This window comes from Streptomyces sp. MMCC 100, from assembly GCF_041538145.2.
Taxonomy (GTDB): domain Bacteria; phylum Actinomycetota; class Actinomycetes; order Streptomycetales; family Streptomycetaceae; genus Streptomyces.
Genome location: NZ_JBGORK020000001.1, coordinates 2,166,739 through 2,189,048, shown reverse-complemented (window position 1 = coordinate 2,189,048; position 22,310 = coordinate 2,166,739). Strand labels below are relative to the sequence as shown.

The 22,310-nt window shown below is 71.4% G+C and carries 22 protein-coding genes; 4 read left to right on the top strand and 18 right to left on the bottom strand.

The genetic code is table 11. The features are described 5' to 3' along the window. The first annotated feature begins 38 nt into the window (after positions 1-38). Both ABS735_RS10085 and ABS735_RS10080 read left to right on the top strand, forming a co-directional pair. Complete coding sequence (locus ABS735_RS10085) at positions 39-944, top strand: 5'-3' exonuclease (RefSeq protein WP_373906578.1); 906 nt, start codon at positions 39-41, stop codon at positions 942-944. Between the two features lie 104 nt (positions 945-1,048). Continuing rightward, positions 1,049-1,891 carry a siderophore-interacting protein gene (locus ABS735_RS10080; RefSeq protein ID WP_373906430.1) on the top strand — a complete coding sequence of 281 codons (843 nt, stop codon included), beginning with the start codon at positions 1,049-1,051 and terminating at the stop codon, positions 1,889-1,891. Between the two features lie 427 nt (positions 1,892-2,318). On the opposite strand, the gene ABS735_RS10075 is transcribed toward ABS735_RS10080, so the two are convergent. After that, positions 2,319-2,900 carry a GNAT family N-acetyltransferase gene (locus tag ABS735_RS10075; protein ID WP_373906431.1) on the bottom strand — a complete coding sequence of 194 codons (582 nt, stop codon included), beginning with the start codon at positions 2,898-2,900 and terminating at the stop codon, positions 2,319-2,321. A 107-nt stretch (positions 2,901-3,007) separates the two neighbouring features. Here ABS735_RS10075 and ABS735_RS10070 point away from each other — a divergent pair, with 107 nt between their 5' ends. Continuing rightward, positions 3,008-3,982, top strand: coding sequence for an RluA family pseudouridine synthase (locus ABS735_RS10070; protein WP_373906432.1), 975 nt, complete (start codon positions 3,008-3,010; stop codon positions 3,980-3,982). Here ABS735_RS10070 and ABS735_RS10065 read toward each other — a convergent pair. The 16 genes from ABS735_RS10065 to ABS735_RS09990 form a co-directional block, all read right to left on the bottom strand. Beyond that, positions 3,976-5,472 (bottom strand): cytochrome P450, encoded by a 1,497-nt coding sequence (locus ABS735_RS10065; protein ID WP_373906433.1) that lies wholly within the window; start codon positions 5,470-5,472, stop codon positions 3,976-3,978. The two genes, ABS735_RS10070 and ABS735_RS10065, sit on opposite strands and share 7 nt — an antisense overlap. Before the next feature lie 60 nt (positions 5,473-5,532). Then, positions 5,533-6,153 carry a GTP-binding protein gene (locus ABS735_RS10060; protein WP_115741270.1) on the bottom strand — a complete coding sequence of 207 codons (621 nt, stop codon included), beginning with the start codon at positions 6,151-6,153 and terminating at the stop codon, positions 5,533-5,535. Continuing rightward, complete coding sequence (locus tag ABS735_RS10055) at positions 6,134-6,550, bottom strand: DUF742 domain-containing protein (protein WP_373906434.1); 417 nt, start codon at positions 6,548-6,550, stop codon at positions 6,134-6,136. Before ABS735_RS10055 ends, ABS735_RS10060 begins: the two co-directional genes overlap by 20 nt. Then, entirely contained in the window at positions 6,547-6,924 is a 378-nt protein-coding gene (locus ABS735_RS10050) for a roadblock/LC7 domain-containing protein (RefSeq protein ID WP_167308645.1), read from the bottom strand. The genes ABS735_RS10055 and ABS735_RS10050 overlap by 4 nt, the downstream gene beginning before the upstream one ends. Before the next feature lie 26 nt (positions 6,925-6,950). Next, positions 6,951-8,576 carry a sensor histidine kinase gene (locus tag ABS735_RS10045; RefSeq protein WP_373906435.1) on the bottom strand — a complete coding sequence of 542 codons (1,626 nt, stop codon included), beginning with the start codon at positions 8,574-8,576 and terminating at the stop codon, positions 6,951-6,953. Between the two features lie 355 nt (positions 8,577-8,931). Then, on the bottom strand, positions 8,932-11,784 hold the full coding sequence (locus ABS735_RS10040) for a DEAD/DEAH box helicase (protein WP_373906436.1): 2,853 nt from the start codon (positions 11,782-11,784) through the stop codon (positions 8,932-8,934). A gap of 67 nt (positions 11,785-11,851) precedes the next feature. After that, positions 11,852-12,802 (bottom strand): twin-arginine translocase subunit TatC, encoded by a 951-nt coding sequence (tatC, locus tag ABS735_RS10035; RefSeq protein WP_373906437.1) that lies wholly within the window; start codon positions 12,800-12,802, stop codon positions 11,852-11,854. A gap of 48 nt (positions 12,803-12,850) precedes the next feature. Further along, a complete protein-coding gene (tatA, locus tag ABS735_RS10030; protein ID WP_102930518.1) occupies positions 12,851-13,138 on the bottom strand; it encodes a Sec-independent protein translocase subunit TatA in 288 nt (95 codons plus the stop codon). Positions 13,139-13,416: 278 nt separating this feature from the next. Next, on the bottom strand, positions 13,417-13,611 hold the full coding sequence (locus ABS735_RS10025; RefSeq protein WP_003977192.1) for a membrane protein: 195 nt from the start codon (positions 13,609-13,611) through the stop codon (positions 13,417-13,419). A gap of 10 nt (positions 13,612-13,621) precedes the next feature. Beyond that, a complete protein-coding gene (locus ABS735_RS10020) occupies positions 13,622-13,933 on the bottom strand; it encodes a hypothetical protein (protein WP_373906438.1) in 312 nt (103 codons plus the stop codon). Then, positions 13,930-15,018: a helix-turn-helix transcriptional regulator gene (locus ABS735_RS10015; RefSeq protein ID WP_373906439.1), complete on the bottom strand. Its 1,089-nt coding sequence runs from the start codon at positions 15,016-15,018 to the stop codon at positions 13,930-13,932. The genes ABS735_RS10020 and ABS735_RS10015 overlap by 4 nt, the downstream gene beginning before the upstream one ends. Before the next feature lie 18 nt (positions 15,019-15,036). Further along, positions 15,037-15,990: a helix-turn-helix transcriptional regulator gene (locus ABS735_RS10010; RefSeq protein WP_373906440.1), complete on the bottom strand. Its 954-nt coding sequence runs from the start codon at positions 15,988-15,990 to the stop codon at positions 15,037-15,039. Between the two features lie 137 nt (positions 15,991-16,127). Further along, positions 16,128-16,499: an FKBP-type peptidyl-prolyl cis-trans isomerase gene (locus tag ABS735_RS10005; RefSeq protein ID WP_373906441.1), complete on the bottom strand. Its 372-nt coding sequence runs from the start codon at positions 16,497-16,499 to the stop codon at positions 16,128-16,130. Positions 16,500-16,559: 60 nt separating this feature from the next. Continuing rightward, the gene (locus ABS735_RS10000) at positions 16,560-17,585 is read right to left on the bottom strand and encodes an FKBP-type peptidyl-prolyl cis-trans isomerase (RefSeq protein WP_373906442.1); all 1,026 of its coding nucleotides are present in this window, start codon (positions 17,583-17,585) and stop codon (positions 16,560-16,562) included. A 164-nt stretch (positions 17,586-17,749) separates the two neighbouring features. After that, a complete protein-coding gene (pafA, locus tag ABS735_RS09995; protein ID WP_061445640.1) occupies positions 17,750-19,111 on the bottom strand; it encodes a Pup--protein ligase in 1,362 nt (453 codons plus the stop codon). A gap of 9 nt (positions 19,112-19,120) precedes the next feature. After that, positions 19,121-20,380, bottom strand: coding sequence for an MFS transporter (locus tag ABS735_RS09990; protein WP_373906443.1), 1,260 nt, complete (start codon positions 20,378-20,380; stop codon positions 19,121-19,123). 104 nt (positions 20,381-20,484) lie between these two features. On the opposite strand from ABS735_RS09990, the gene ABS735_RS09985 reads away from it, so the two are divergent. Next, positions 20,485-21,495 carry a LacI family DNA-binding transcriptional regulator gene (locus tag ABS735_RS09985; RefSeq protein ID WP_373906444.1) on the top strand — a complete coding sequence of 337 codons (1,011 nt, stop codon included), beginning with the start codon at positions 20,485-20,487 and terminating at the stop codon, positions 21,493-21,495. 9 nt (positions 21,496-21,504) lie between these two features. Here the strand turns inward: ABS735_RS09985 and prcA are convergent, their stop codons facing one another. After that, positions 21,505-22,275, bottom strand: coding sequence for a proteasome subunit alpha (gene prcA, locus ABS735_RS09980; protein ID WP_373906445.1), 771 nt, complete (start codon positions 22,273-22,275; stop codon positions 21,505-21,507). Positions 22,276-22,310 lie beyond the last annotated feature (35 nt).

Sequence of the window (22,310 nt, the reverse complement as noted above, 5' to 3'; positions counted from 1 at the left end):
GACCTGCGGCATGATTGCGAGGCGTGACCGGACGACTGATGCTTCTCGACACCGCCTCCCTCTACTTCCGCGCCTACTTCGGCGTGCCGGACTCGGTGAAGGCGCCCGACGGCACGCCGGTGAACGCCGTGCGCGGGCTGCTGGACTTCATCGACCGCCTGGTGAAGGACCACCGCCCCGACCAGCTGGTGGCCTGTATGGACGCCGACTGGCGGCCGCACTGGCGGGTGGAGCTGATCCCCTCCTACAAGGCGCACCGGGTGGCCCAGGAACGCCCGGCGGGTCCCGACGAGGAGGAGGTGCCCGACACCCTGTCCCCGCAGGTGCCGGTCATCGAGGCGGTCCTCGACGCGCTCGGCATCGCCCGCGTCGGCGTTTGCGGGTACGAGGCGGACGACGTCATCGGCACCTACACCGCGCGGGCCACGGGCCCGGTCGACATCGTCACCGGCGACCGGGACCTCTACCAGCTCGTCGACGACGCCCGCGGCGTGCGCGTGCTCTACCCGGTCAAGGGGGTCGGCACGCTCAACCTCGTCGACGAGGCCGAGCTGCGCGAGAAGTACGGCGTCGACGGGCGCGGCTACGCCGATCTGGCGCTGCTGCGGGGCGACCCGAGCGACGGTCTGCCCGGCGTGCCCGGCATCGGCGAGAAGACGGCGGCCAAGCTGCTCGCCGAGTTCGGGGACCTGGCCGGGATCCAGGCCGCCGTCGGCGATGCGAAGGCGAAACTCACGCCCTCGCAGCGCAAGCGGCTGACGGAGGCCGGGCCGTATCTCGCGGTCGCCCCGAAGGTCGTGCGGGTGGCGGACGACGTCCCGCTGCCGGACGCCGACACGGCGCTGCCGCACGGCCCGCGCGATGCCGGGGCGCTGGACGCGCTGGCCGCCCGCTGGGGGCTCGGCGGGTCACTGCAGCGACTGCTGACCACGCTCACCGCCTGAGCCGTGCAGCGCGGCCACCGTTTCTTGAGCGACAAGCAAGACCGGGATGCTAGCTTAGGTATACCTAACTCAGGGAATCACCCGCAGGTAACAGGGAGGCCGTCATGGCAGACCGTCCGGCACGCAAGCCGCGCAAGCCGCACACCGCGCAGGTCGTCCGCACCGAGCGGCTGACCCCGCACATGCAGCGCGTGGTGCTCGGCGGCGAGGGACTGGCCGCGTTCTCGGCGGACACCTGTACCGACCACTACGTGAAGCTGCTCTTCCCCTCCGGGGGCGCGACGTATCCGGAACCCTTCGACATGGAGCGGATCCGCGAGGAGTTCCCGCGCGAGCAGTGGCCGGTGACCCGGACGTACACCGTGCGCCACTGGGACGCCGAGCACCGCGAGATGGCGCTGGACTTCGTCATCCACGGCGACGAGGGTCTTGCCGGGCCGTGGGCCAAGCGTGTGCGGCCGGGCGAGCGGGTCCACTTCATGGGCCCGGGCGGGGCCTACGCCCCCGACCCGGCCGCCGACTGGCACCTGCTCGCCGGTGACGAGAGCGCGCTGCCCGCGATCGCCCGCTCCCTGGAGGCGCTGCCCGACGGCACCCGCGCGTTCGCCTTCGTCGAGGTCGAGGGGCCCGAGGAGGAGCAGAAGATCGACTCCGACGTGGAGGTCGTCTGGCTGCACCGCGCGGGGCGTCCGACCGGGCAGGCCCTGGTCGAGGCCGTGCGCGCGCTGGAGTTCCCCGAGGGCAGGCTGCACGCGTTCGTCCACGGCGAGGCGGCCTGCGTGAAGGAGCTGCGCCGGTACCTGCGCCTGGAGCGCGAGGTCCCCCGCGAGGACCTGTCCATCTCCGGCTACTGGCGGCTCGGCCACAACGAGGACGGCTGGCAGGCCTCGAAGCGCGAGTGGAACGCCGTCATCGAGGCCGAGCAGGAGGGCACGACGGCGGCGTAACGTCCCTCCCCCCGCCGCGGCCGCACGACTTCGCCCTCGGTGCCGTCCAGGGCGACTCCCGCGCCGCAAGCCGATCCCGCCCGCCTGCCCCGCGCGGCAACACTCCGATCACGCCGCGCGAACCCTGTCGCCCCACCGCCCGGCCCGGCCGGCGACGACGCGCCCTCTCACAGTCGCCGCGCACGCACGCGCGCGTGCAGGTGCATGCCGTGCCGGCCGTCGCGGTGGAGCAGGGCCCTGCGCTGTGGTCCACCAGAGGCGCCCACGCCCGAAGCCGGCCCGTCCGTGCCCAGCGGGCAAGCGCGCACCCGCCGCCCGACCGCCGGACCGCCCGGCGGGCTCGCCGGCCCGCGACCACGCTTCCGGCCACGCCCCGCCGTCCCACCGCGCCCGGCGCGTCCGGTCGGCCCGCGACGACGCGCCCCACTCAGTCGCCGCGCACGCGCGCGTGCAGGTGCATGTCGTGCCAGCCGTCGGGGTGGAGCAGGGCGCTGCGCTTGGTGCCCTCCAGGGCGAAGCCTGCCTTCTGGGCCACTCGGCACGAGGCCTCGTTGGCCACGGCGTGCAGGAGTTCCAGGCGCTGGAAGCCGATCTCGTCCAGGGCCCAGTGGGCGAGCGTTCGCGTGGCCCGCGCGGCGACGCCACGGCCGCGGGCACCCGCCGTCGTCCAGTAGGCGATCTCCGCCACCCCGTCGCCGAGCAGTACCTGCCGCAGGGCGACCCGGCCGAGCAGCCGGTCGTCGGCCGCGTCGGCGACCGCCCACTGGACGCTGCGCTCCCGCTCCCACGCCTGCTGCCACTCGGTGATCCAGCCCCGTACCTCCTCCTCGGAGTCGGCGGCGCGGACGTGCCACTGGTGCATCACCGGGTCCTGGAAGGCCGCGTGCACGGCGGGCGCGTCCTCGGTGCGCCACGGGCGCAGCACCAGCCCGTCGCCGGTGGGGAGGGCGGGCTGCGGGGTGCGGGAAAGGGTGCCGGCGGGGAGGACCGGGCGGGTCAAGTAGGGCATGGCGGCATCCTGCCAACGGGGGCGGCCGGCGGCCCAGCGGTTTTCCGGGACGGTCACCACTGCCTCGGACCACCGCCGCACGTCACCGCCTCGTACGCTGGCAGGTGATGAGACGCCGTACCCCTCCCCCGCCCTCGCCGCTGCCGCAGCGCGACGGCATCGACGCGGTGCGGGTGCGGCTGCCCGCGGACGGGCCGTGGCCCACGGTGCGGGAGTACCTGGCGGAGCGGCTGTCGGGCGCGGGCGCCGGCGTGGTGGACGGCATGTTCGACGCCGGGCTGTTCGTCGGGGCGGACGGGCGCCCCGTGGCGGGCGACGCGCCGTACGGGCCGGGCATGTTCGTGTGGTTCCACCGCGAGCCGCCCGCGGAGGTGCCGGTGCCCTTCCCGCTGGAGGTCGTGCACCGCGACGAGCACATCGTCGTCGTGGACAAGCCGCACTTCCTGGCCACCACCCCGCGCGGCGGCCACGTCACGCAGACCGCGCTGGCGCGCCTGCGCCAGGAGCTGGGCATTCCGGCGCTCGGCGCCGCGCACCGCCTCGACCGGCTCACGGCGGGGCTGGTCCTGTTCACCGTGCGCCCCGAGGAACGCGGCGCGTACCAGAGCCTGTTCGCCGACCGGCGGGTGGGCAAGGAGTACGAGGCCGTCGCCCCGTACGATCCCTCGCTCGCCCTCCCCCGGACGGTCCGCAGCCGGATCCTGAAGGAGCGCGGCGTCCTCGCCGCCCGCGAGGTGGACGGCGAGCCGAACGCCGTCACCCGCGTCGAGCTGCTCGCCCACCGACCGGAACGCGGGCTCGGCCGGTACCGGCTGGTGCCCGGTACCGGCCAGACCCATCAGCTGCGCGTGCACATGAGCGCGCTCGGCGTGCCGATCCTCGGCGACCCCCTGTATCCCGAGGTGGCCGCCCCCGTGCCGGCCGGTGACTTCCGGCGCCCGCTGCAACTGCTCGCGCGGGAGCTGGCGTTCACCGATCCGGTCACGGGGAGCGAGCATCGTTTCCGCAGCGGCCGGTCCCTCGGCGCCTGGACGGCGTACGAGGACTGGGCGGCGTACGAGGAGCGGGACGGCCGTCAGTAGCCGCGCCACCAGCGCAGGAAGCGCTGCCAGGCACCGCGGGGGCGGGGGCCGTCCGGTTCCGGCACCTGCTGGGGTTCCGCGGCCGTCACCGACACGGGCTGCGGCGGGTGGGACGGGAGGGGCGGCTGGGCCCGCTGTTCCGGCTTCGGGATGCCGACGTGCCAGGGGGCGCGCCGCGCCGGTGCGGGGGCGTGGCTCGGCTGCTGCCTGATGTCCTGCTGTGCCCTGGGCTCGAACCGCACCGGCAGTTCCACCAGGTGCCGCGAGGCGATCGACGACCGCCACCGCAGTTCGTCCTCGTCGCAGTCGAGCTGGATGTCGGGCAGCCGCATCAGCAGCGCGTCGATGCCGGCGTCGGCGATGGCCCGCCCGATGTCCTGCCCGGGGCACTCGTGCGGGCCGCCGCCGAAGGCGAGGTGGGCGCGGTTGCCCATCATGCTCGCGTCCAGGTCCGGACGGATGCGCGGATCGACGTTGCCCGGCGCGATGCCGAACAGCAGGCCGTCGCCGGCGCGGATGCGCTGACCGCCGAGTTCCGTCTCCTGTTTGGCGAAGTAGGCGAAGACCGTGCTGAACGGCGGCTCGTCCCACAGGGACTGCTCGACCGCCTGGGGCACCGTCATCTGCCCGCCGCTGAGCTGGGCGCGGAAGCCCGGGTCGGTGAGCACCACCCGCATCACGTTGGCGATCAGGTTGACAGTCGCCTCGTAGGCGGCCAGCAGCACCACCCGCAGGTGTTCGCGGACCTCGTCGTCGGTGAGGCCGGCCGGGTGGGTGACGAGGTGGCCGGCGATGTCGTCGGCCGGTTCGGCCCGTCGGGCGGCGGTGAGCCGTCCCAGTGCCTCCATGACGTAGGCGTGGCTGGCGATCGCCGTCTCGGTGCCCTTGAGGGTGTCGCGGGCGGCCTCCACCAGCCGGTCGTTGTACTCCTCGGGCATGCCGAGCAGGTGGCACATCACGCCCATCGGCAGATGCTCGGCGAACTGGCCGACCAGGTCGGCGCGGCCCTCCTCGCAGAACCGGTTGACGACGCGCTGGGTGTAGCGCTTGATGTGCCGGCGCAGCTCCCGGAAGTCGAGGTCGGACATGGCGCTGGTGACCGCCCCGCGCAGCCGCTTGTGCTCGTCGCCCTCGGCATGGGAGCAGATGGGCTGCCAGGCGATGTGCGGCATCAGCGGGTGGTCGGGTTTGACCATGCCCTCGTTGAGCGGCGTCCAGATCCGGCTGTCGCGGCAGAACTGGGAGGGGGTGCTGACCATGTGCAGGTTCTCGGCGTGCCCGAGGACCACCCACATGGGTACGTCGTCGTGGAGCAGCGCGGGCGCCACCGGCCCGTGCCGCTCGCGCAGCTTCTCGTACAGCTCCTCCAGGTCGTCCGCCTCGTGCAGCCGGTGCAGTCCGCCCGGCCCGAGGCCGTGCGCGGGGCAGCCGGGGGGTGGTTCGAGCAGGGGTTCGCCCGTTCCGGTCGGGGAGTGGCGTTCAGGCGTCACAGTCTCGCTCCGCAGCAAAGGGTGTGGTTCACGTCAAAGGGGTGTCGGTGGGCACGCGGCTCAGGTCAGCGCGCCCTTCATGGCGAGGGAGTGCAGGAAGCGCATCAGGGTCATCAGGACGTCCCGGCTGGAGGCCCGGCGCCGCACGTCGCAGTCGAGGATGGGGATCTCCTCGGGCAGGTCGAGCGCGGTGCGCAGTTCCGCGACGGGGTAACGGGGCGCGTCGGGGAAGGTGTTGACGGCGACGACGAAGGGCACGCCGCGCTCCTCCAGGCGCCCCATCACATCGAAGCTGACCTCCAGGCGGCGGGTGTCGACGAGGACGACCGCGCCGAGGGCCCCTTCGAACAGGCCGTTCCACAGGAACCAGAAACGCTCCTGGCCGGGCGTGCCGAAGAGGTAGAGCACCAGTTCGTCGGTGATGCTGATGCGGCCGAAGTCCATGGCGACGGTGGTGGCCGTCTTGGAGGCGGAACCGTAGTTGTCGTCGACGCCGATGCCGGCCTGGGTCATCGTCTCCTCGGTGGTCAGCGGTCTGATCTCGCTGACCGAGCCGACCATCGTGGTCTTGCCGACCCCGAAGCCGCCCACGATGACGATCTTCACGGCGGCCTCGGCCGTGTGCGGCAGCCGGTCCTCGGTCCGTGGGCCCGGGATCGTGTCAGAGCTTTTGAAGTCCATGCATCACCGCTTCGAGGAGGTTTCGGTCGGCGACCTTCTGGCGGACGATCGGGGCGCGGGCCTGCACCAGTTCCTTCGCCAGCAAGTCGGTGAGCAGCACGGTCACCACGCTGAACGGCAGGCTCAGGTAGGCCGACAGCTCGGCTGTGGACAGGGGCGCGGCGCACAGTCGCAGCAGGGCGGCCTGTTCCGGGGTGGCGGACACCGGGGGGTCGGCGCGGGCCACGATCAGGGTGACGAGGTCGATGTCCGCGCGTTCGCCGCCCCCTTCGCCGCCGATGACGAAGAGCCGCTCGGGGTTGGGGAGCTCGCCTTCCTCGGCGGGTGCGCGGGGCGGGGCCGGCGCGGCGGGCCGGTCCGGCCCGGGGGATCGCCTCTGGCGCCTGGGAGGAGTCATACGGTCTGCCCGTTGCGCCGTGCGGGACTGGTCAGGTGGGGGCCGATCCGGGCGACCAGGTCGGCCATGCTCAGGCCCATCCGGCCGGGTTCGCAGCGGACGTCGGAGAGCACGGCGAGGTAGGCGTTGGGTCCCGCGGCCATCAGGTAGAAGTAGCCGCCGTTCATCTCGATGAGCACCATCTTCATGTCGCCGTCGCTGGTGGGGATCTCCTGGCTGACGGCGCTCGCGAGGCTCTGCAGGCCGGCGCAGGCGGCGGCGACGCGGTCGGCGGCGTCCGGGTCGCCGGAGTAGCGGGCGATGCGCAGGCCGTCGGCGGAGAGCACCACGATCATCTCGATACCGGGAACGCCGTCGTAGAGGTCCCGGAGCATCCAGTCGAACTTGCCTTGCTGCTCGATCACTTGAGGTTCCCCTCGTCGTCTGCCGGGGCGTGGGCCGGCTCGTTGCTGCTGGACTGCTGGTGGGCCTGGGTGCTGCCCGGGTGCTGCTTGAGCCCCTCCCAGAAGGCGCCGATGAAGTGGCCCGGCGGGAGGCCGCCCTGGTCCTTCTCCTGCGCGGGCTCCGGCTCCGCGGGCGCCGGGATGCCGTTGCGGGCGCGTTCGGCGGCCTGGCGGGCCTCGCGTTCGGCGTCCTCCCGCTCCCACGCCGCCTGCTCGGCGAGGCGCTGGCTGAGTGGCATCTTGACCCGGCTGCGGCGCTGCGGGAGGCCGCCCGCCGTCCACTCGGTCACCTCGGGAACGTCGTCCTCGAGGGAGACCGTGGCGGGGATCCGGGGGCTGGTGGGGCGGCGCTTCTTGGGCTTGCGCTCCGGTCCGGGCAGGGCGTCCGGGCCCGGGGTGGGGATCGAGGTGGCGCCGATGCCGTGGGCGAGGCCGACGCCGGGCTCGGTGGTCATCATCTTGCTGGGCACGATGAGGATGGCGCGGACGCCGCCGTAGGCGGAGGCGCGCAGCGAGACGTCCATGCCGAACTGCGTGCACAGCCGGCCGACCACGGACAGGCCGAGGCGCGGGTGCTGGGCGAGGTCCTGCACGTCGGTGCCGCGCTTGGCCTGTTCGAGCAGGCCCTCGATGCGGGCGCGGGACTCCTCGCTGAGGCTGACGCCGGCGTCCTCGATCTCGATGCACACACCGCTCTGCACCTCGGTCGCGGTGACGTGCACCTTGGCCGCGGGCGGCGAGTAGCGGGTGGCGTTGTCGAGGAGTTCGGCCGCGGCGTGGATGACCGGTTCGACCGCGGTGCCCTTGATGTTGACCTTGGCGATGGAGGCCAGGTTGATCCGGCGGTACTCCAGGATCCGGGACATGGCGCCGCGCAGCACGCTGTAGAGGGCGACCGGCTGGGGCCACTGGCGTCCGGGACGGCCGCCGCCGATCACGGAGATGGAGTCGGCGAGGCGGCCGATCAGCGAGGTGCCGTGGTCGATGCGCAGGAGGTCGTCGAAGACCTCGGGGTTGCGCCCGTGATCCTCCTCCATCTCGCGGAGTTCCTTGTTCTGCTGGTGGACGATCGCCTGGACGCGGCGGGCGATGTCGACGAAGGAGCGCTCGGCGGACTCGCGCATGGAGTCCTCGTGGTCGACGATCTCGCAGACCATGCGGATCAGCTTGCGCTGGGGTTCACCGAGTTCGGTGTAGGAGGGATCCACCTCGCCGAGGCGGTTCATCACCTCTCGGGGCGTGGTGCCCCCGCGCATGAAGTGCAGGACGTTCGGGATGACTTCGGCGCCGAGGCGGACCATCTCCTCGTGGTGGCTCGCGGCCCGGTGTTCCAGATACGCGTTGTGACGGGCGTGCTCGGCACGCAGGGCCCGCAGCGCGCGGCCGCGGCGGACCGCTTCGGCGGCCGCGGTGAGCACCAGGAGGGTGGCGACGGCACCGCACAGGCCGACGGCGAGCCGGGCCGGTTCCGTCACGAGGGCGACGGCGGCCCCGGTGGCCGCGGCCATCAGTATGGCCGGCAGCAACAGCGTTCGCGCGTAGGGAAGTTCACGGCGACCTGGAGGGGAATCAACACTCACCATGTAGGCCCTCTGAAAACGAATCGGCTGGGATGGGGGAGCTTGCGGCGGGGTATGTCTGGGAGTTGTCGGGATCTTCGGCGCATTGGGAACAAACGCGCGATTACACCCCAACTCGGTGCGCTGCGGGCGAGCTTAGTCCGACCGGATCATCGCCGTGTCATATTCGGCAAGCACCTGAAACGGGCATGGGGACTGGAGTATGGTCGGGCCCATTTGCACGCCGGGGAGTCATTCGAACGCATGGAGTAATGCCTTCAGGGCGTACGGAAATCACTCACCGTGATGAGGGAAAGCGGCCCGGAACGCGCGCGGGCCCGGCGGGGTTTCCCGCCGGGCCTGTGAGGTGGGGCCGGGGTCAGCCCACGGACGAGTAGGCGACCACCCCGCGCAGCAGTTCGTCGACCGCCTTGCGCGCGTTCTTCGGGACGGTGGAGCCCGCGCCGGGCGCGGCGGCCGCGATCTGGCCGAGGACGTCGATGACCTGCTTGCACCAGCGCACGAAGTCACCGGCCGGCATCTCCACCTCGCGCAGCACCTCGTCGAGGCCCTTGCCGGAGGCCCACATGTACGCCGCCCAGGCGAAGCCGAGGTCGGGCTCGCGCTGGCCGACCCCCTCGGTCTGGCTGATCCGGAAGTCCTCCTCCAGCGCGTCGAGGCGGCCCCAGATGCGGACCGTCTCACCGAGCGCGGCCTTGGCCTTGCCCGAGGGCACCTTCGGCGCCATCGCGTCGTCGGCGGCCCGGGACTCGAAGACCAGCGCCGAGACGCAGGCGGCCAGCTCGGCCGGGGACAGCCCCTCCCACACGCCCTCGCGCAGGCACTCGCTGGCGAGCAGGTCCAGCTCGCCGTAGAGCCGCGCCAGGCGCTTGCCGTGCTCGGTGACCTCGTCGCCGCGCAGGTAGTCCAGCTCCGTCAGCAGCGCCACGATCCGGTCGAAGGTGCGGGCGATGGTGTTCGTCCGGCCCTCGATCCGGCGCTCCAGCTGCGAGGTGTCACGCAGCAGCCGGTGGTAGCGCTCGGCCCAGCGGGCGTGGTCCTCGCGGTCGTCGCAGCCGTGGCAGGGGTGCGCGCGGATCGCCTTGCGCAGGCGGGCGATCTCCCGGTCGTCGGCCGCCTGGGAGCGCTTCTTGCGGGCCCGCTCCGGCGGGATGTGCCCGGCCTTGGTGCGCAGCGCGGAGGCCAGGTCGCGGCGGGACTGCGGCGAGCGCGGGTTGAAGGACTTGGGGATCCGCATCCGGTCCAGCGCCTCGACGGGCACCGGGAAGTCGATCGACGCCAGCCGCTTGACCTGCCGCTCGGCGGTCAGCACCAGCGGGCGCGGCCCGTCGTGGTGGTCGAAACCGCGGTGGCCGTTGGACCGCCCGGCGGGCAGACCCGGGTCGAGGACCAGGGCGAGGCCCGCGTACTTGCCCGTGGGCACGTGGATGACGTCGCCCGGCTTCAGCTTCTCCAGCGCCACGGCGGCCTCGGCACGCCGCTGGTTGGCGCCCTGCCGGGCCAGCTCCTGCTCCCGGTCCTTCAGCTCGCGGCGCAGCCCGGCGTACTCCTCGAAGTCGCCGAGGTGGCAGGTCATGGAGGCCTTGTAGCCCTCCAGGCCCTCCTCGTTGCGCTGCACCTGCCGGGAGATGCCGACGACCGACTTGTCCGCCTGGAACTGCGCGAACGACGTCTCCAGCAGCTCGCGCGAGCGGTGCCGGCCGAACTGCTCGACCAGGTTGACCGCCATGTTGTACGACGGCCTGAAGCTGGAGCGCAGCGGATACGTGCGGGTGCCGGCCAGTCCCGCGAGGTGTTCGGGGTTCATGCCGCGCTGCCACAGCACCACGGCGTGACCCTCGACATCGATGCCGCGCCGGCCGGCCCGGCCGGTCAGCTGGGTGAACTCGCCGGGAGTGATGTCGGCGTGCTGCTCGCCGTTCCACTTGACGAGCTTCTCCAGCACGACCGAGCGGGCGGGCATGTTGATGCCGAGGGCGAGGGTCTCGGTCGCGAAGACGGCCTTCACCAGGCCGCGGACGAACAGCTCCTCGACGACCTCCTTGAAGGTGGGCAGCATGCCCGCGTGGTGGGCGGCGATGCCGCGCTCCAGTCCCTCCAGCCACTCGTAGTAGCCCAGGACGTGCAGGTCCTCGCGGGGGATGGAGGCGGTGCGCTCCTCGACGAGGGCCCTGACCCGCTCACGGGCACCCTCGTCGTTGAGCCTGAGACCCGCGTACAGGCACTGCTGGACGGCGGCCTCGCAGCCGGCCCGGCTGAAGATGAAGGTGATCGCGGGCAGCAGCCCCTCGGAGTCCAGCCGCTCGATGACCTCGGGCCGGCTCGGCGTCCACACGCGCGAGCGCTGTCTGCGCTCCCGCTCCCGGTCGGCCTCCTTCATGGCGCGCCCGCGCCTGCGGTCCTGGTAGGACGGGCGGCTCGCCTCCAGGCGTGCCATGCGCGTCAGGTCGGGGTTGACGGCCTTCTTGTGGCCCTCGGCCTCCTCGAACAGGTCGTACATCCGGCGCCCGGCCAGCACGTGCTGGAACAGCGGCACGGGCCGGTGCTCGGAGACGATCACCTGGGTGTCGCCGCGCACGGTGTCGAGCCAGTCGCCGAACTCCTCCGCGTTCGACACGGTCGCCGACAGTGAGACCAGGGTCACGGACTCGGGGAGGTGGATGATCACCTCCTCCCACACGGCGCCGCGGAAGCGGTCGGAGAGGTAGTGCACCTCGTCCATGACCACGTAAGCGAGGCCGAGGAGGGTCTGCGAGCCCGCGTACAGCATGTTCCGCAGCACCTCGGTGGTCATCACGACCACCGGGGCGTCGGAGTTCACGCTGTTGTCGCCGGTGAGCAGGCCCACCTTGTCCGTGCCGTAGCGGCGGCACAGGTCGGCGTACTTCTGGTTCGACAGCGCCTTGATGGGCGTCGTGTAGAAGCACTTCCTGCCCTGCTGGAGGGCGAGGTGGACGGCGAACTCGCCGACGATCGTCTTGCCGGAGCCGGTGGGCGCGGCCACGAGCACGCCCTTGCCCGCCTCGAGCGCCTGACAGGCCTCGATCTGGAAGGGGTCGAGGCCGAAGTCGTACATCTCGCGGAAGGAGGCGAGCGCGGTGGCCTGCTCGACAGCGCGCTGACGGGCTGCCGCGTACCGCTCGGCCGGTGAGAGATCCTCTGTCATCGTGCTTTCGAGCGTACCGGGCCGCACTGACAACAGGACGATCATTATCCGGATCGGCCGTGTGGGGGTTCCGTGGGGGCGGCGACGCCTGCCGTCACCGCCCCGGCGGTCCTCAGGTCACGTCGTCGTACCCGTTGACCCGGTCCTTCGTGGCCTGCTCGGGCAGGGCGCGGGCGGTGGTCACGGGTTCGATCTCGCCGATGTCCTCGGGCGTGAGGTCCAGCTCGGACGCCTCGTCGTCGTCGGGCTCCAGGGCCTCGCTGCGGGCCTTGCGGCGGTCGTTCAGCAGGGAGACGGTGACCGCGGCGAAGTACAGGATCCAGATCGGTCCGGCCAGCATGAGCATGGTCAGGGGGTCCGTGCTGGGCGTGGCGATGGCCGCGAACAGCGTGATCCCCATGATCATCGCGCGCCACCAGCCGAGCATCCGCTTGCCGGAGAGCACTCCGGTGAAGTTGAGCATCACCAGCAGCAGGGGCAGCTCGAAGGAGAGACCGAAGACGACCACCATGCGTGTGACGAGGTCGAGGAGCTCGTCCAGCGGCAGCAGGTTGTCGACGTCGCTCGGGGTGAAGTCGATCAGCACCTTCGCGGAGGTGGGCAGCACCGCGTAGGCGAAGTAGGCGCCGACCAGGAACAGCGGGGCGCCGCTGGCGACGAACGCGTAGGCGTACTTCTTCTCGTTCCGGTGCAGTCCCGGGGCGACGAACGCCCACAGCTGGTAGAGCCAGACCGGGGACGCCAGCACGACGCCCGCAGTCAGGGACACCTTCAGAGCCAGGGTGAAGGGACCGAGCAGACCGTTGATGGTGATCTGCGCGCACGGCTCGGAGCCGGTCTCCGACTGGGCCAGATCCGCGAACGACTTCTCGCAACCGATCGACTCGAGGATCGGATCGGTGAGGACGTTGATGATCTCTCGGTAGAAGAAGGCGGCGACCACGGTGACGACGACAATGGCCAGCAGCGCCTTCGCGAGCCGGTTGCGGAGCTCACGAAGGTGCTCCGCGAGCGGCATCCGCCCCTCGGGATCCTTCTCCTTGTTGCGGGCAGACTTCAGCAACCCACGTTCCCATCTCGTGCGGCGGGCCGGGAGGTCACCGGCCCTGCGTCAGCGCTTGGTCGTGTCCGTCGGCTCGGTGACCGGCCGGGAGCTGGTCACGTCGCCGGGGGCGGCCTGGATGGTGCGCTGCGCCGCGGACTGCTCCGGGTTCGGCGGGTCGGCGGGGGCGGCCTCGTCGGACTTGCCCTCGCTCTTCATGGCCTTGGCCTCGCTCTTGAGGATGCGCGCCGACTTGCCGAGCGACCGCGCCATGTCCGGAAGCTTCTTCGCGCCGAACAGCAGGATGATGACGACGAGGATGAGAATGATCTCGGGGGCGCCGAGCCTTCCGAACATAAGTCTTTACCTTCTCACCGAGGCGGCTGGGTGGGGGTGCTGTCCGACCGGCCGGACACGTGTCCGATCGATCGGCTTGTGCAGCGATCGTAACGCTCAGGGGTGAACGTGAGGCAATCCCCGTACGTACTCCCGTCCGCGACCGGGCCTCGTTTTCCTGGCCGCGACCAGCAGCGTACCGTCCGGAACCCGTGTGGTGACAGGGCGAAGTGTCCCAAAACATAACTCACACCCGCCCGTAGGGTCATCGACGCCGTCTCGCGAGGGACTTCAGCCGTTCACAACGCGTCCACGGCACGGGCGGCGCTCTCGGTCGCGCGCTCCAGGTCCTCCGCGGCCCGGCTGATCCGGCGGGCGGAGTCCGTCACCTGCCGGCCGAGGCGCTGCGCCTCCACGAACACCTTCACGGCGAACACCGCGAGGACGGCAAGACCCAGGAAACCCACGGCAACCGCGAACATCGGCCAGAACATGACGTCGAGACTAGACGGTGGAGTGCAGCCGCAGCGTCCTGACCCCGCCGCCGGTGAGCAGCTCCACGACCCGCTCCCCCGCCGGCTTGCGCACGGCCGACCCGCACTCGGGGCAGGTGAACGAGTAGAACGTGGTACGGCTCGTGGCGCCGATGGCCAGGCGCAGGGCGCTCGCGGCGAGCTCGAAACGGCCCCGGCAGTCCGGGCAGCCCGCCTTGAACACGACCGGTGACACGCGTCTCATGCCGGCGAACGCGGCCGCCGCCGTCATGCCCTGCCCGGTCGGCCCGGACGTCCCGGTCGGCCCCAGGGGGTCGCTCACAGTCCTCGCTCCTGCCTGTCGTGCCGCCCCTCGACCGTCCCGGTCCGCCGGCGCTCACCGGCCACCGCGACCGTCTCGGTCCCGCCGGGCGTCCCGGCCGCCTCGACCCCGTCGTACGCGGCCAGCGCCTCGCGGGCGGCCTGCCGGGCGCTGTCGGCGAGCGCGGGCGGGGAGACGATCCGCCCGTCGCGCCCGAGCCGCAGCGCCAGCCGCCGCAGGGAGGCCGGGTCGGGGGTGCGCAGAGTGATACGCAGGCCGCCGTCGGGGAGTTCGTCCGCGCTGTCGTGCGGGTAGTACTCGGCGACCCAGCGCCCGCCGGGGCCGACCTCCACGACCACCTCGGGGTCCTCGGCCGCGGGCTGCACCAGTCCCTCCGACAGGTCCCGCAGCTCCACCTCCGGCGGTGCGGACGGCTCGTCCAGGATGCGGATCTCGGCCACCCGGTCCAGTCGGAAGGTGCGCCGGGCCTCGGAGCGGCGGCACCAGGCCTCCACGTACGTGTGCCCGACGCTGACCAGCCGGACGGGGTCGATCTCGCGCTCGGTGACCTCGTCACGGGCCGGCGAGTAGTAGCGGATCCACAGCCGGCGGCGCTCGGAGATGGCCCGGTCGACGTCGGCGAAGACGCCGCCCTCGGACTCGAAGGTGACGGACAGGCGCGAGCTGGCACCGGCGGCCTCGCCGGCCGAGGTCTCCACCTTCGCCGTCGCCCGCAGCAGCGCCTGCCGGTCGCTCTCGCGCAGGCCCGGAAGGGTCGCGACCGCCCGGGCGGCGACCAGCAGCGCGGTGGCCTCGTCGGCGGCCAGCCGCAGCGGCTCGGCGGCGTCCGCGCCGAGAGCGGCGGGGTTGTGCCACCAGATGCGCTCACCGTCGGTGTCGATGTCGAGGAGGTCGCCGCCGCGGAAGCTGGTCCCGCACATCGGGAGCACGTCGAGGTCGGAGACCAGCTCGTCCTCGGTGATGCCGAAGGCCCGCGCGACGTCCTCCACCCGGGCCCCGGGGCGCTCGCGCAGATACGTCACCAGGGACAGCAACCGTCGGGTCTGGTCGATGGCGTTCACGGGCCTGACCGGTTTGCCTGCCACAGTGTTGTCCGCTCCCCCTCAGCCCTTGGCCACGGCACGCAGCCGGTCCACCACGTCCGCACGCAACTCCGCCGGCTCCAGCACCACCACGTCCGGCCCGAACTCCACCAGCCAGGCGTCCAGGCCGTGCCCGTACGGAATCTCCAACTCGTCCCAGCCGTCACCCAGTTCCCGCACTCCGGTGGCCTTCGCCCGAAGCGGGTACCCCGCGCCCTTGCGCAGCCGGATCAGCGCGGACCGGTCGGCGGTCTCCCCCGCCCAGCTCGCGACCGTCTCCCGGACGGTGACGACGTCCGGCACGGGAGCGGTGAAGCGCGCGCCGCGCGACCGCACCTTCCCCGTGATCCGCGACAGCCGGAACACCCGCTCCGCGCCCCGGTCGCGGTCGAAACCCGCCAGGTACCAGTGACCACGCCAGCACTCCAGCGCCCACGGCTCCACGTGCCGGGGCTCGGGCTGCGCGGCATTCGCCTTGCGGTAGTCGAAGACGACCGGCCGGCGGTCGCGGCAGGCCAGCATCAGCGGCTCGAAGGCGGCCTCGTGCACCGGGATGCGCGGCTCCAGCGCACCGTGCGCCTCGTACGGATCGACGTCCTCGGGCAGCCCGGCCGCCCGCAGCTTCTGCAGCGCGCCGCTCGCGGCACCGGCGAGCCGGGCCTGCTGCCACACCTTCGCGGCCAGCCCCAGAGCGGCGGCCTCCTCGGCGTCCAGGGTGATGGGCGGCAGCCGGTTGCTGTCCCGGCGGGCCAGGTAGCCGATCTCGCCGTCGAGACTCTCCACGGTCTCGATGACCAGTCCGAGTTCGCGCAGATCGTCCTTGTCGCGCTCGAACATGCGGTTGAAGGAGTCGTCGGAGCCCGCCTCGAGGTAGGCCTCGAGGGACTCGCGCAGCTCGCGCTTGCTGAGTGGCCGCCGTGTCCCGAGCAGACACAGCGCCAGGTTCATCAGCCGCTCGGCCTTGGCAATGGCCATCGACGCCCTTCTCCCTGTGGTGCTTACGACGGATGACCGTACCGCCCCGCGGTGGCGCGGCAAAAGCCGAGGGCCCATGCCCGGACAGGCATGGACCCCAGGTGACCGGCTCTGATCGTCGTCCGCTCGGACTTCGATCAGACTCCGAGCAGATCGACCACGAAGATCAGCGTCTCGCCGGGCTTGATCGCCGGGGTCGGGCTCTGGTTGCCGTAGGCGAGGTGCGCGGGGATGGTCAGCTGGCGGCGGCCGCCGACCTTCATGCCCTGCACGCCCTGGTCCCAGCCCGCGATGACGCGGCCGCCACCGAGCGGGAAGCGGAACGGCGCACCGCGGTTCCAGCTGGCGTCGAACTCCTCGCCCGTGCTGAAGGCCACGCCCACGTAGTGGACGGTCACGGTCTGACCGGCCTCGGCAACCGGGCCGTCGCCCTCCCAGATGTCCTTGATCTCGAGGTCCGCCGGGGGCTCGCCGCCCGGGAAGTCGACCTCGGGCTTGTCGATGCTCACGTGTTCAGCTCCTGCTTGTCTGCGGAAAGGCAACGGCCCAAGTCTTACATCTCCGACGGGTCACATCTTCGCGAGGATGTCCACGGAGAACACCAGCGTGGAGTCCTTCTCGATACCGCTGCCCTCCGGCGGGCTGTCGCCGTAACCCAGGTCCGGCGGAATGACGATGAGGACGCGGCTGCCGACCTTCCTGCCCGTCAGACCCTGCGCCCAGCCCTTGACGACCTGCTGCAGCGAGAACGACGTCAGCTGCTGCCGGTCGTACGTCGAGTCGAACCCCTTGTCCGTCGACGAGAACGTCTTGCCCTTCTCCCACAGCACGCCCTTGTACTGCACGAGCACACTGTCCTGGGCGCCCACCTCGGCACCGTCGCCCTCCAGGACGTACTCCGCGGCGAGCTTCTTCGGCGCGTCGGCGTCCGGCACCTCGATGGAGGGCGCCTTGCCGTCCGTGTCGGTACCGACCTTCGGCAGCGCGGCGTCGTCCTGCGGGACCTTCTTGCCCCTGGCGCTGCTCCTGGCGTTGAAGGTGTCCTGGATGTCGACCACGAACACCAGCGTGTCGTCACCCTTGATGCCCGCCTGCTCATTGCCCTGCTCCCCGTACCCCCAGGTGGGCGGCACGGAGAACTGGACGCGGCTGCCGGTCTTCTTGCCGGTGAGCGCGTACCGCCAGCCGTCGATGATGCTGCCCTGGGCGAGCTGGATGACGAGAGGGGTCTTGCGGTCGTAGGAGTTGTCGAAGACCTTCGCGCTCCGCCAGACCTGGCCGAGGTAGTTCGCCGAGACGAAGTCGTTCTCCGCGACGGCCTTGCCGCCGCCCGCGATGACCGTCTTGACCGCGAGGTCCTTGGACGGCTCACCACTGCCCTTGGCGACGGTCGGCTTCTCGTCGAACTTCGTCCCCGCGGTGATCGCCGGCAGCGGACCGTCGACGATCTTCGGCGGCGGTGGCGCCGAGGTGGCCGACGCCTCCGGCGACGCGCTGTCGCTCGCGTTGCTCGATGAGCCGGAGTCGTCGTCACCGCAGGCGGCGAGCGTGACCAGTCCCGCGGGGACGGCGATGAGGAGTGAGCGTCGGCGCACGGTGGGGGCCTCGTATCGGTATCGGGTCGGTCCTGATGGCTGGCGTGCGCGCAACTCTACGGCGTGAGAAGGGCACCGTACGGCTAACGTACGGTGCCCGTGTGGCGTTCCGCCCTTTCGTGCGGAGACGCGTGTCTCACCCGTCCGGCCTCACCGCGTCCGGGTCACATGCCGGCGATCAGCTTCTCCACCCGGTCGTCCACCGAACGGAACGGGTCCTTGCACAACACGGTGCGCTGCGCCTGGTCGTTGAGCTTGAGATGGACCCAGTCGACCGTGAAGTCCCGGCGCTGCTCCTGGGCCCGCCGGATGAAGTCGCCGCGCAACCGGGCCCGAGTGGTCTGCGGCGGAACGGACTTGCCCTCGAAGATCTTCAAGTCGTTGGCGACCCGGGCGGCCTGGCCCTTCTTCTCGAGCAGGTAGTACAGACCACGACGACGGTGGATGTCGTGGTAGGCGAGGTCTATCTGCGCGACCCGCGGATGCGACATGGTCATGTTGTGCTTGGCCCGGTACCGCTCCAGCAGCTTGTACTTCATGACCCAGTCGATCTCGGTGTCGATGCGGTCGAGGTCCTCGGCCTCGATCGCCTCCAGCGTGCGGCCCCACAGCTCCAGCACACGCTCCACGGTGCCGGTGCGAATACCGCGCCGGTCGACGAAGTCGACCGCCTTCTCGTAGTACTCCCGCTGCACCTCCAGCGCGGACGCCTCCCGGCCGCTGGCCAGGCGCACCTTGCGCCGCCCGGTGATGTCGTGGCTGACCTCGCGGATCGCCCGGATCGGGTTCTCCAGGGTCAGGTCCCGCATCACCGTGCCCGCCTCGATCATGCGCAGCACCAGGTCGGTCGCGCCGACCTTGAGCAGCATGGTCGTCTCGGACATGTTCGAGTCGCCCACGATGACGTGCAGACGCCGGTAGCGCTCCGCGTCGGCGTGCGGCTCGTCCCGCGTGTTGATGATCGGCCGGGACCGGGTCGTCGCCGAGGAGACGCCCTCCCAGATGTGCTCCGCCCGCTGGCTGACGCAGTACACCGCACCGCGCGGCGTCTGCAGCACCTTGCCCGCACCGCAGAGCAGCTGCCTCGTCACCAGGAACGGAATAAGGATGTCCGCGAGCCGCGAGAACTCCCCGTGCCGGGCCACGAGGTAATTCTCGTGACAGCCGTAGGAGTTGCCCGCGGAGTCGGTGTTGTTCTTGAAGAGGTAGACGTCGCCCGCGATTCCCTCCTCGTGCAGGCGTCGTTCGGCGTCCACCAGGAGTCCTTCGAGAATGCGCTCGCCCGCCTTGTCGTGGGTGACGAGTTCGGTCACGTTGTCACACTCGGGTGTCGCGTACTCCGGATGTGATCCCACGTCGAGATACAGGCGGGCGCCGTTGCGCAGAAAGACGTTGCTGCTGCGGCCCCATGACACGACACGGCGGAAGAGGTACCGCGCCACCTCGTCAGGCGACAGGCGGCGCTGTCCCCTGAACGTGCACGTGACGCCGTACTCGTTCTCCAGCCCGAAAATGCGGCGGTCCATGACTGAACATTACGCCTGATGACCCGAACTGAAACGGGGTTCGACGGCACGGTTTGGATCATTTTCCGATGAAGCCGCAACGACCGCACCCCGCGCGGGAGCTGCGAGGACCCGCCCGGTGCACGCCAGCACGAGCAGCGAGACGCACCCCGCCGCCCCCGGCACCGCGAAGCCCCACAGCGCCCCGCCGTGCTCCACGACGGGCCCCGCGAGGCCCGTACCCACCGAGGCACCCACCGTGAACGTCGTCACCAACCACGAGAACGCCTCCGTCACCGTGCCCTGCGGCGCGTGCACATCGACGAGGACGAACGCACACGCGATGCACGGCGCCAGGAACACCCCCGCCACGACCGTCAGCAGCACCATGGCCACCGCGCCCGGCATCAGCATCAACGGCAGATAACAGACCGCCAGCAGCGCCACCAGCATCCGCAGCCGCCGCGCCGGCTCACCGGCCCACCGCCGCGCCCCGTACACCACTCCCCCGACCAGCGCGCCCAGCCCCAGAGCGGCCATCAGCCACCCGTACACGGCGTCACCACCGTGCTCGTCGGCGTACGGCACCGAAGCGACCGTGATCGACCCGAGCGCCATCCCGATGAACAGGAAGGCCCCCAGCAACGCCAGCAGCCCACCCGAACGCAACGCCCCCAGCCAGTGCGCCTCCCGGGGCGCCGACCGCCACGCCCGCGAGGGCGGCGACACGACCACGGACAGCGCACCCAGCACACCGACGCCGTTCAGCACGAGCAGGGCCGCCTGCGGCGACCACAGCGACACGCACACCGTCACCAGCAGCGGCCCGACGGTGAACATGACCTCCTGCGCCACGGCGTCCATCGCGTACGCCGTGTGCACCTGGTCCTCCTTGCCCAGCACGCTCGGCCACAACGCCCGCAGCCCGCCCTCCAGCGGCGGCGTGAACAAGCCCGCCGCCCCCACGGCCACATACGCGAGCACGGCCGTCCCGGTGCCCGAGAAGGCGAACACGGCCATGGCCAGCGCCGACAGCACCGCGGCCGGCAACTGCACCCGCGGCTGCCCGTGCAGGTCCACCAGCCGCCCCAGCACCGGCTGCCCGACGGCGTTGGCGACGCCGTAGACGGCCGCCAGCGCGCCCGCCAGGCTGTACGAGCCGCCCTCGGCCCGCACGAACAGCACGATCGCGATCGCCGCGGTCGCGTTGGGCAACCGCCCGACCAGCGTGCCGGCGAGCAGCCGTACGGCATGCCGCGCCCGGAGAATGTCCAGATATCCGGCGACCACGACGCACCTCCCTGTCCTCACTCACCCAAGTGTTACGTATAACTTCTGCCGCCATACGTACCATGTCGCCTGTTCAGCAGTCCAGACGAAAGCGCAGGCGAACGGTGGCACGAGGCAGCACCCGCCCCACGAGCCGGGACGTCGCCCAGGCCGCCGGCGTCTCCCAGGCAGCCGTCTCGCTGGTCCTGGGCGACAAGTGGCGCGGCCGCGTCTCCGAACCGACGGCCCAGCGGGTCCGCGAGGCCGCATCGGAACTGGGCTACCGCCCCAACCTCGCGGCACGCAATCTCCGCCTCGGCCGCACCCGCACCGTCCTGCTGGTCGTCCCCGCCCTCACCACGGAGTTCTTCGCCGAGGTGTACACGGGCGCCGCCCGGGTCGCCGCCGAGCACGGCTTCGGCGTGGTCCTCTACCCCTCACCCGAAGGCGTGGGCCCCGCCCGGGACCCCTTCGCCTCCGCACAGGCCGCACTCGACGGCGTCATCGCCTCCTCCATGGCCGCCGACGCCCTCTCCGCCATCCGGGGCGACCAGCTCCCCCTGGTCATGCTGGACAGCGACCCCGAGGGCAGCCTGGGCGCCGCGACGGTCAACCTCGACATCGCCGACGGCATCCGCCAGGTCACCGAACACCTGCTGTCCCTGGGCCACCGCAGCTTCCTCCACCTCGCGGCCGACATCCCGTCCTGGACCTTCGAGGTACGCGCCCGCGAACTCGCCACACGCCTCGCCGACGTCCCCGGCACCGACCTCCGCACCATCCGCGCCCCCATCTCCATCGAGGGCGCCCTGAACGCCACGGAGGCCGCCCTCGCCGCACCCGGGCCCCGGCCCACGGCACTGGTCTGCGACGACGACAAACTGGCGGCCGGCGCGTACAAGGCCGTCCGGCGCGCCGGACTCCGCGTCCCCGACGACCTCTCGGTCACCGGCCTCGACGACCTCGGCCTCGCCACCGCCATCGACCCCGAACTCACCACCGTCCGCCTGGACGCGGAAGCCTTCGGCGAACGGGGCATGCGCGCACTGCTGGCCGTAATGGAAGGCAGGCCCCCCGAGAAGGGGGACCTGCCGGTGAGCCTTGTGGTACGGGGGTCTACAGCCCCGCCGCGGTGACCCGAGCCGCTACTCCTCGTCCGACCCGGAGCCGGTCTCGGTCTCCGTCTCGCTCTCCGCCGACACCTCGCCCGCAGCCGCACCGGAATCCAGCAGCCGCGACAGCTGGCTCCCCACGATGCGCTTGAACTTGCGCTGCTGCGGACGCGTCCGGTCCAGCACCGCGACCTCCAGACGCTCCGCCGGAATCTCCCGCTCACTCCCGTTCGTGTCCCGGGACAGCGCCTGCACCGCCAGCTTCAGCGCCTCGGCCAGCGTCATGCCGTCCCGGTGCCGCTGGTCCAGATACCCGCTGATCTGCTCCGCGTTGCCCCCGACCGCCACCGAGCCGTGCTCGTCCACGATCGAACCGTCGTGCGGCAACCGGTAGATCTGGTCGTTCTCCGGACTGTCGCCCACCTCGGCGACGACCAGCTCCACCTCGTACGGCTTCTCGGCCTGGCTGGAGAAGATCGTGCCCAGCGTCTGGGCGTACACGTTGGCCAGACCGCGCGCCGTCACGTCGTCACGGTCGTAGGTGTAACCACGCAGGTCGGCGTAGCGCACCCCACCGATCCGCAGGTTCTCGTACTCGTTGTACTTGCCGGCGGCCGCGAAGCCGATCCGGTCGTAGATCTCGCTGAACTTGTGCAGCGCGCGGGACGGATTCTCACCGACGAACACGATGCCGTCGGCGTACTGCAGCACGACCAGGCTGCGGCCACGGGCGATGCCCTTGCGGGCGTACTCCGCCCGGTCGGCCATCGCCTGCTGAGGAGATACATAGAACGGCGTCGACACCGGTTATCCGTCCCTTTCTGTCGAAGTCACTGGAC

Bases quoted from the DNA above. Each gene is read 5' to 3' on its own strand.
- ABS735_RS10085 (WP_373906578.1), top strand. From the start codon at position 39: ATGCTTCTCGACACCGCCTCCCTCTACTTCCGCGCCTACTTCGGCGTG.
- ABS735_RS10080 (WP_373906430.1), top strand. From the start codon at position 1,049: ATGGCAGACCGTCCGGCACGCAAGCCGCGCAAGCCGCACACCGCGCAG.
- ABS735_RS10075 (WP_373906431.1), bottom strand. From the start codon at position 2,900: ATGCCCTACTTGACCCGCCCGGTCCTCCCCGCCGGCACCCTTTCCCGC.
- ABS735_RS10070 (WP_373906432.1), top strand. From the start codon at position 3,008: ATGAGACGCCGTACCCCTCCCCCGCCCTCGCCGCTGCCGCAGCGCGAC.
- ABS735_RS10060 (WP_115741270.1), bottom strand. From the start codon at position 6,153: ATGGACTTCAAAAGCTCTGACACGATCCCGGGCCCACGGACCGAGGAC.
- ABS735_RS10055 (WP_373906434.1), bottom strand. From the start codon at position 6,550: ATGACTCCTCCCAGGCGCCAGAGGCGATCCCCCGGGCCGGACCGGCCC.
- ABS735_RS10050 (WP_167308645.1), bottom strand. From the start codon at position 6,924: ATGCTCCGGGACCTCTACGACGGCGTTCCCGGTATCGAGATGATCGTG.
- ABS735_RS10045 (WP_373906435.1), bottom strand. From the start codon at position 8,576: ATGGTGAGTGTTGATTCCCCTCCAGGTCGCCGTGAACTTCCCTACGCG.
- ABS735_RS10040 (WP_373906436.1), bottom strand. From the start codon at position 11,784: ATGATCGTCCTGTTGTCAGTGCGGCCCGGTACGCTCGAAAGCACGATG.
- tatA (WP_102930518.1), bottom strand. From the start codon at position 13,138: ATGTTCGGAAGGCTCGGCGCCCCCGAGATCATTCTCATCCTCGTCGTC.
- ABS735_RS10025 (WP_003977192.1), bottom strand. From the start codon at position 13,611: ATGTTCTGGCCGATGTTCGCGGTTGCCGTGGGTTTCCTGGGTCTTGCC.
- ABS735_RS10010 (WP_373906440.1), bottom strand. From the start codon at position 15,990: ATGGCCATTGCCAAGGCCGAGCGGCTGATGAACCTGGCGCTGTGTCTG.
- pafA (WP_061445640.1), bottom strand. From the start codon at position 19,111: ATGGACCGCCGCATTTTCGGGCTGGAGAACGAGTACGGCGTCACGTGC.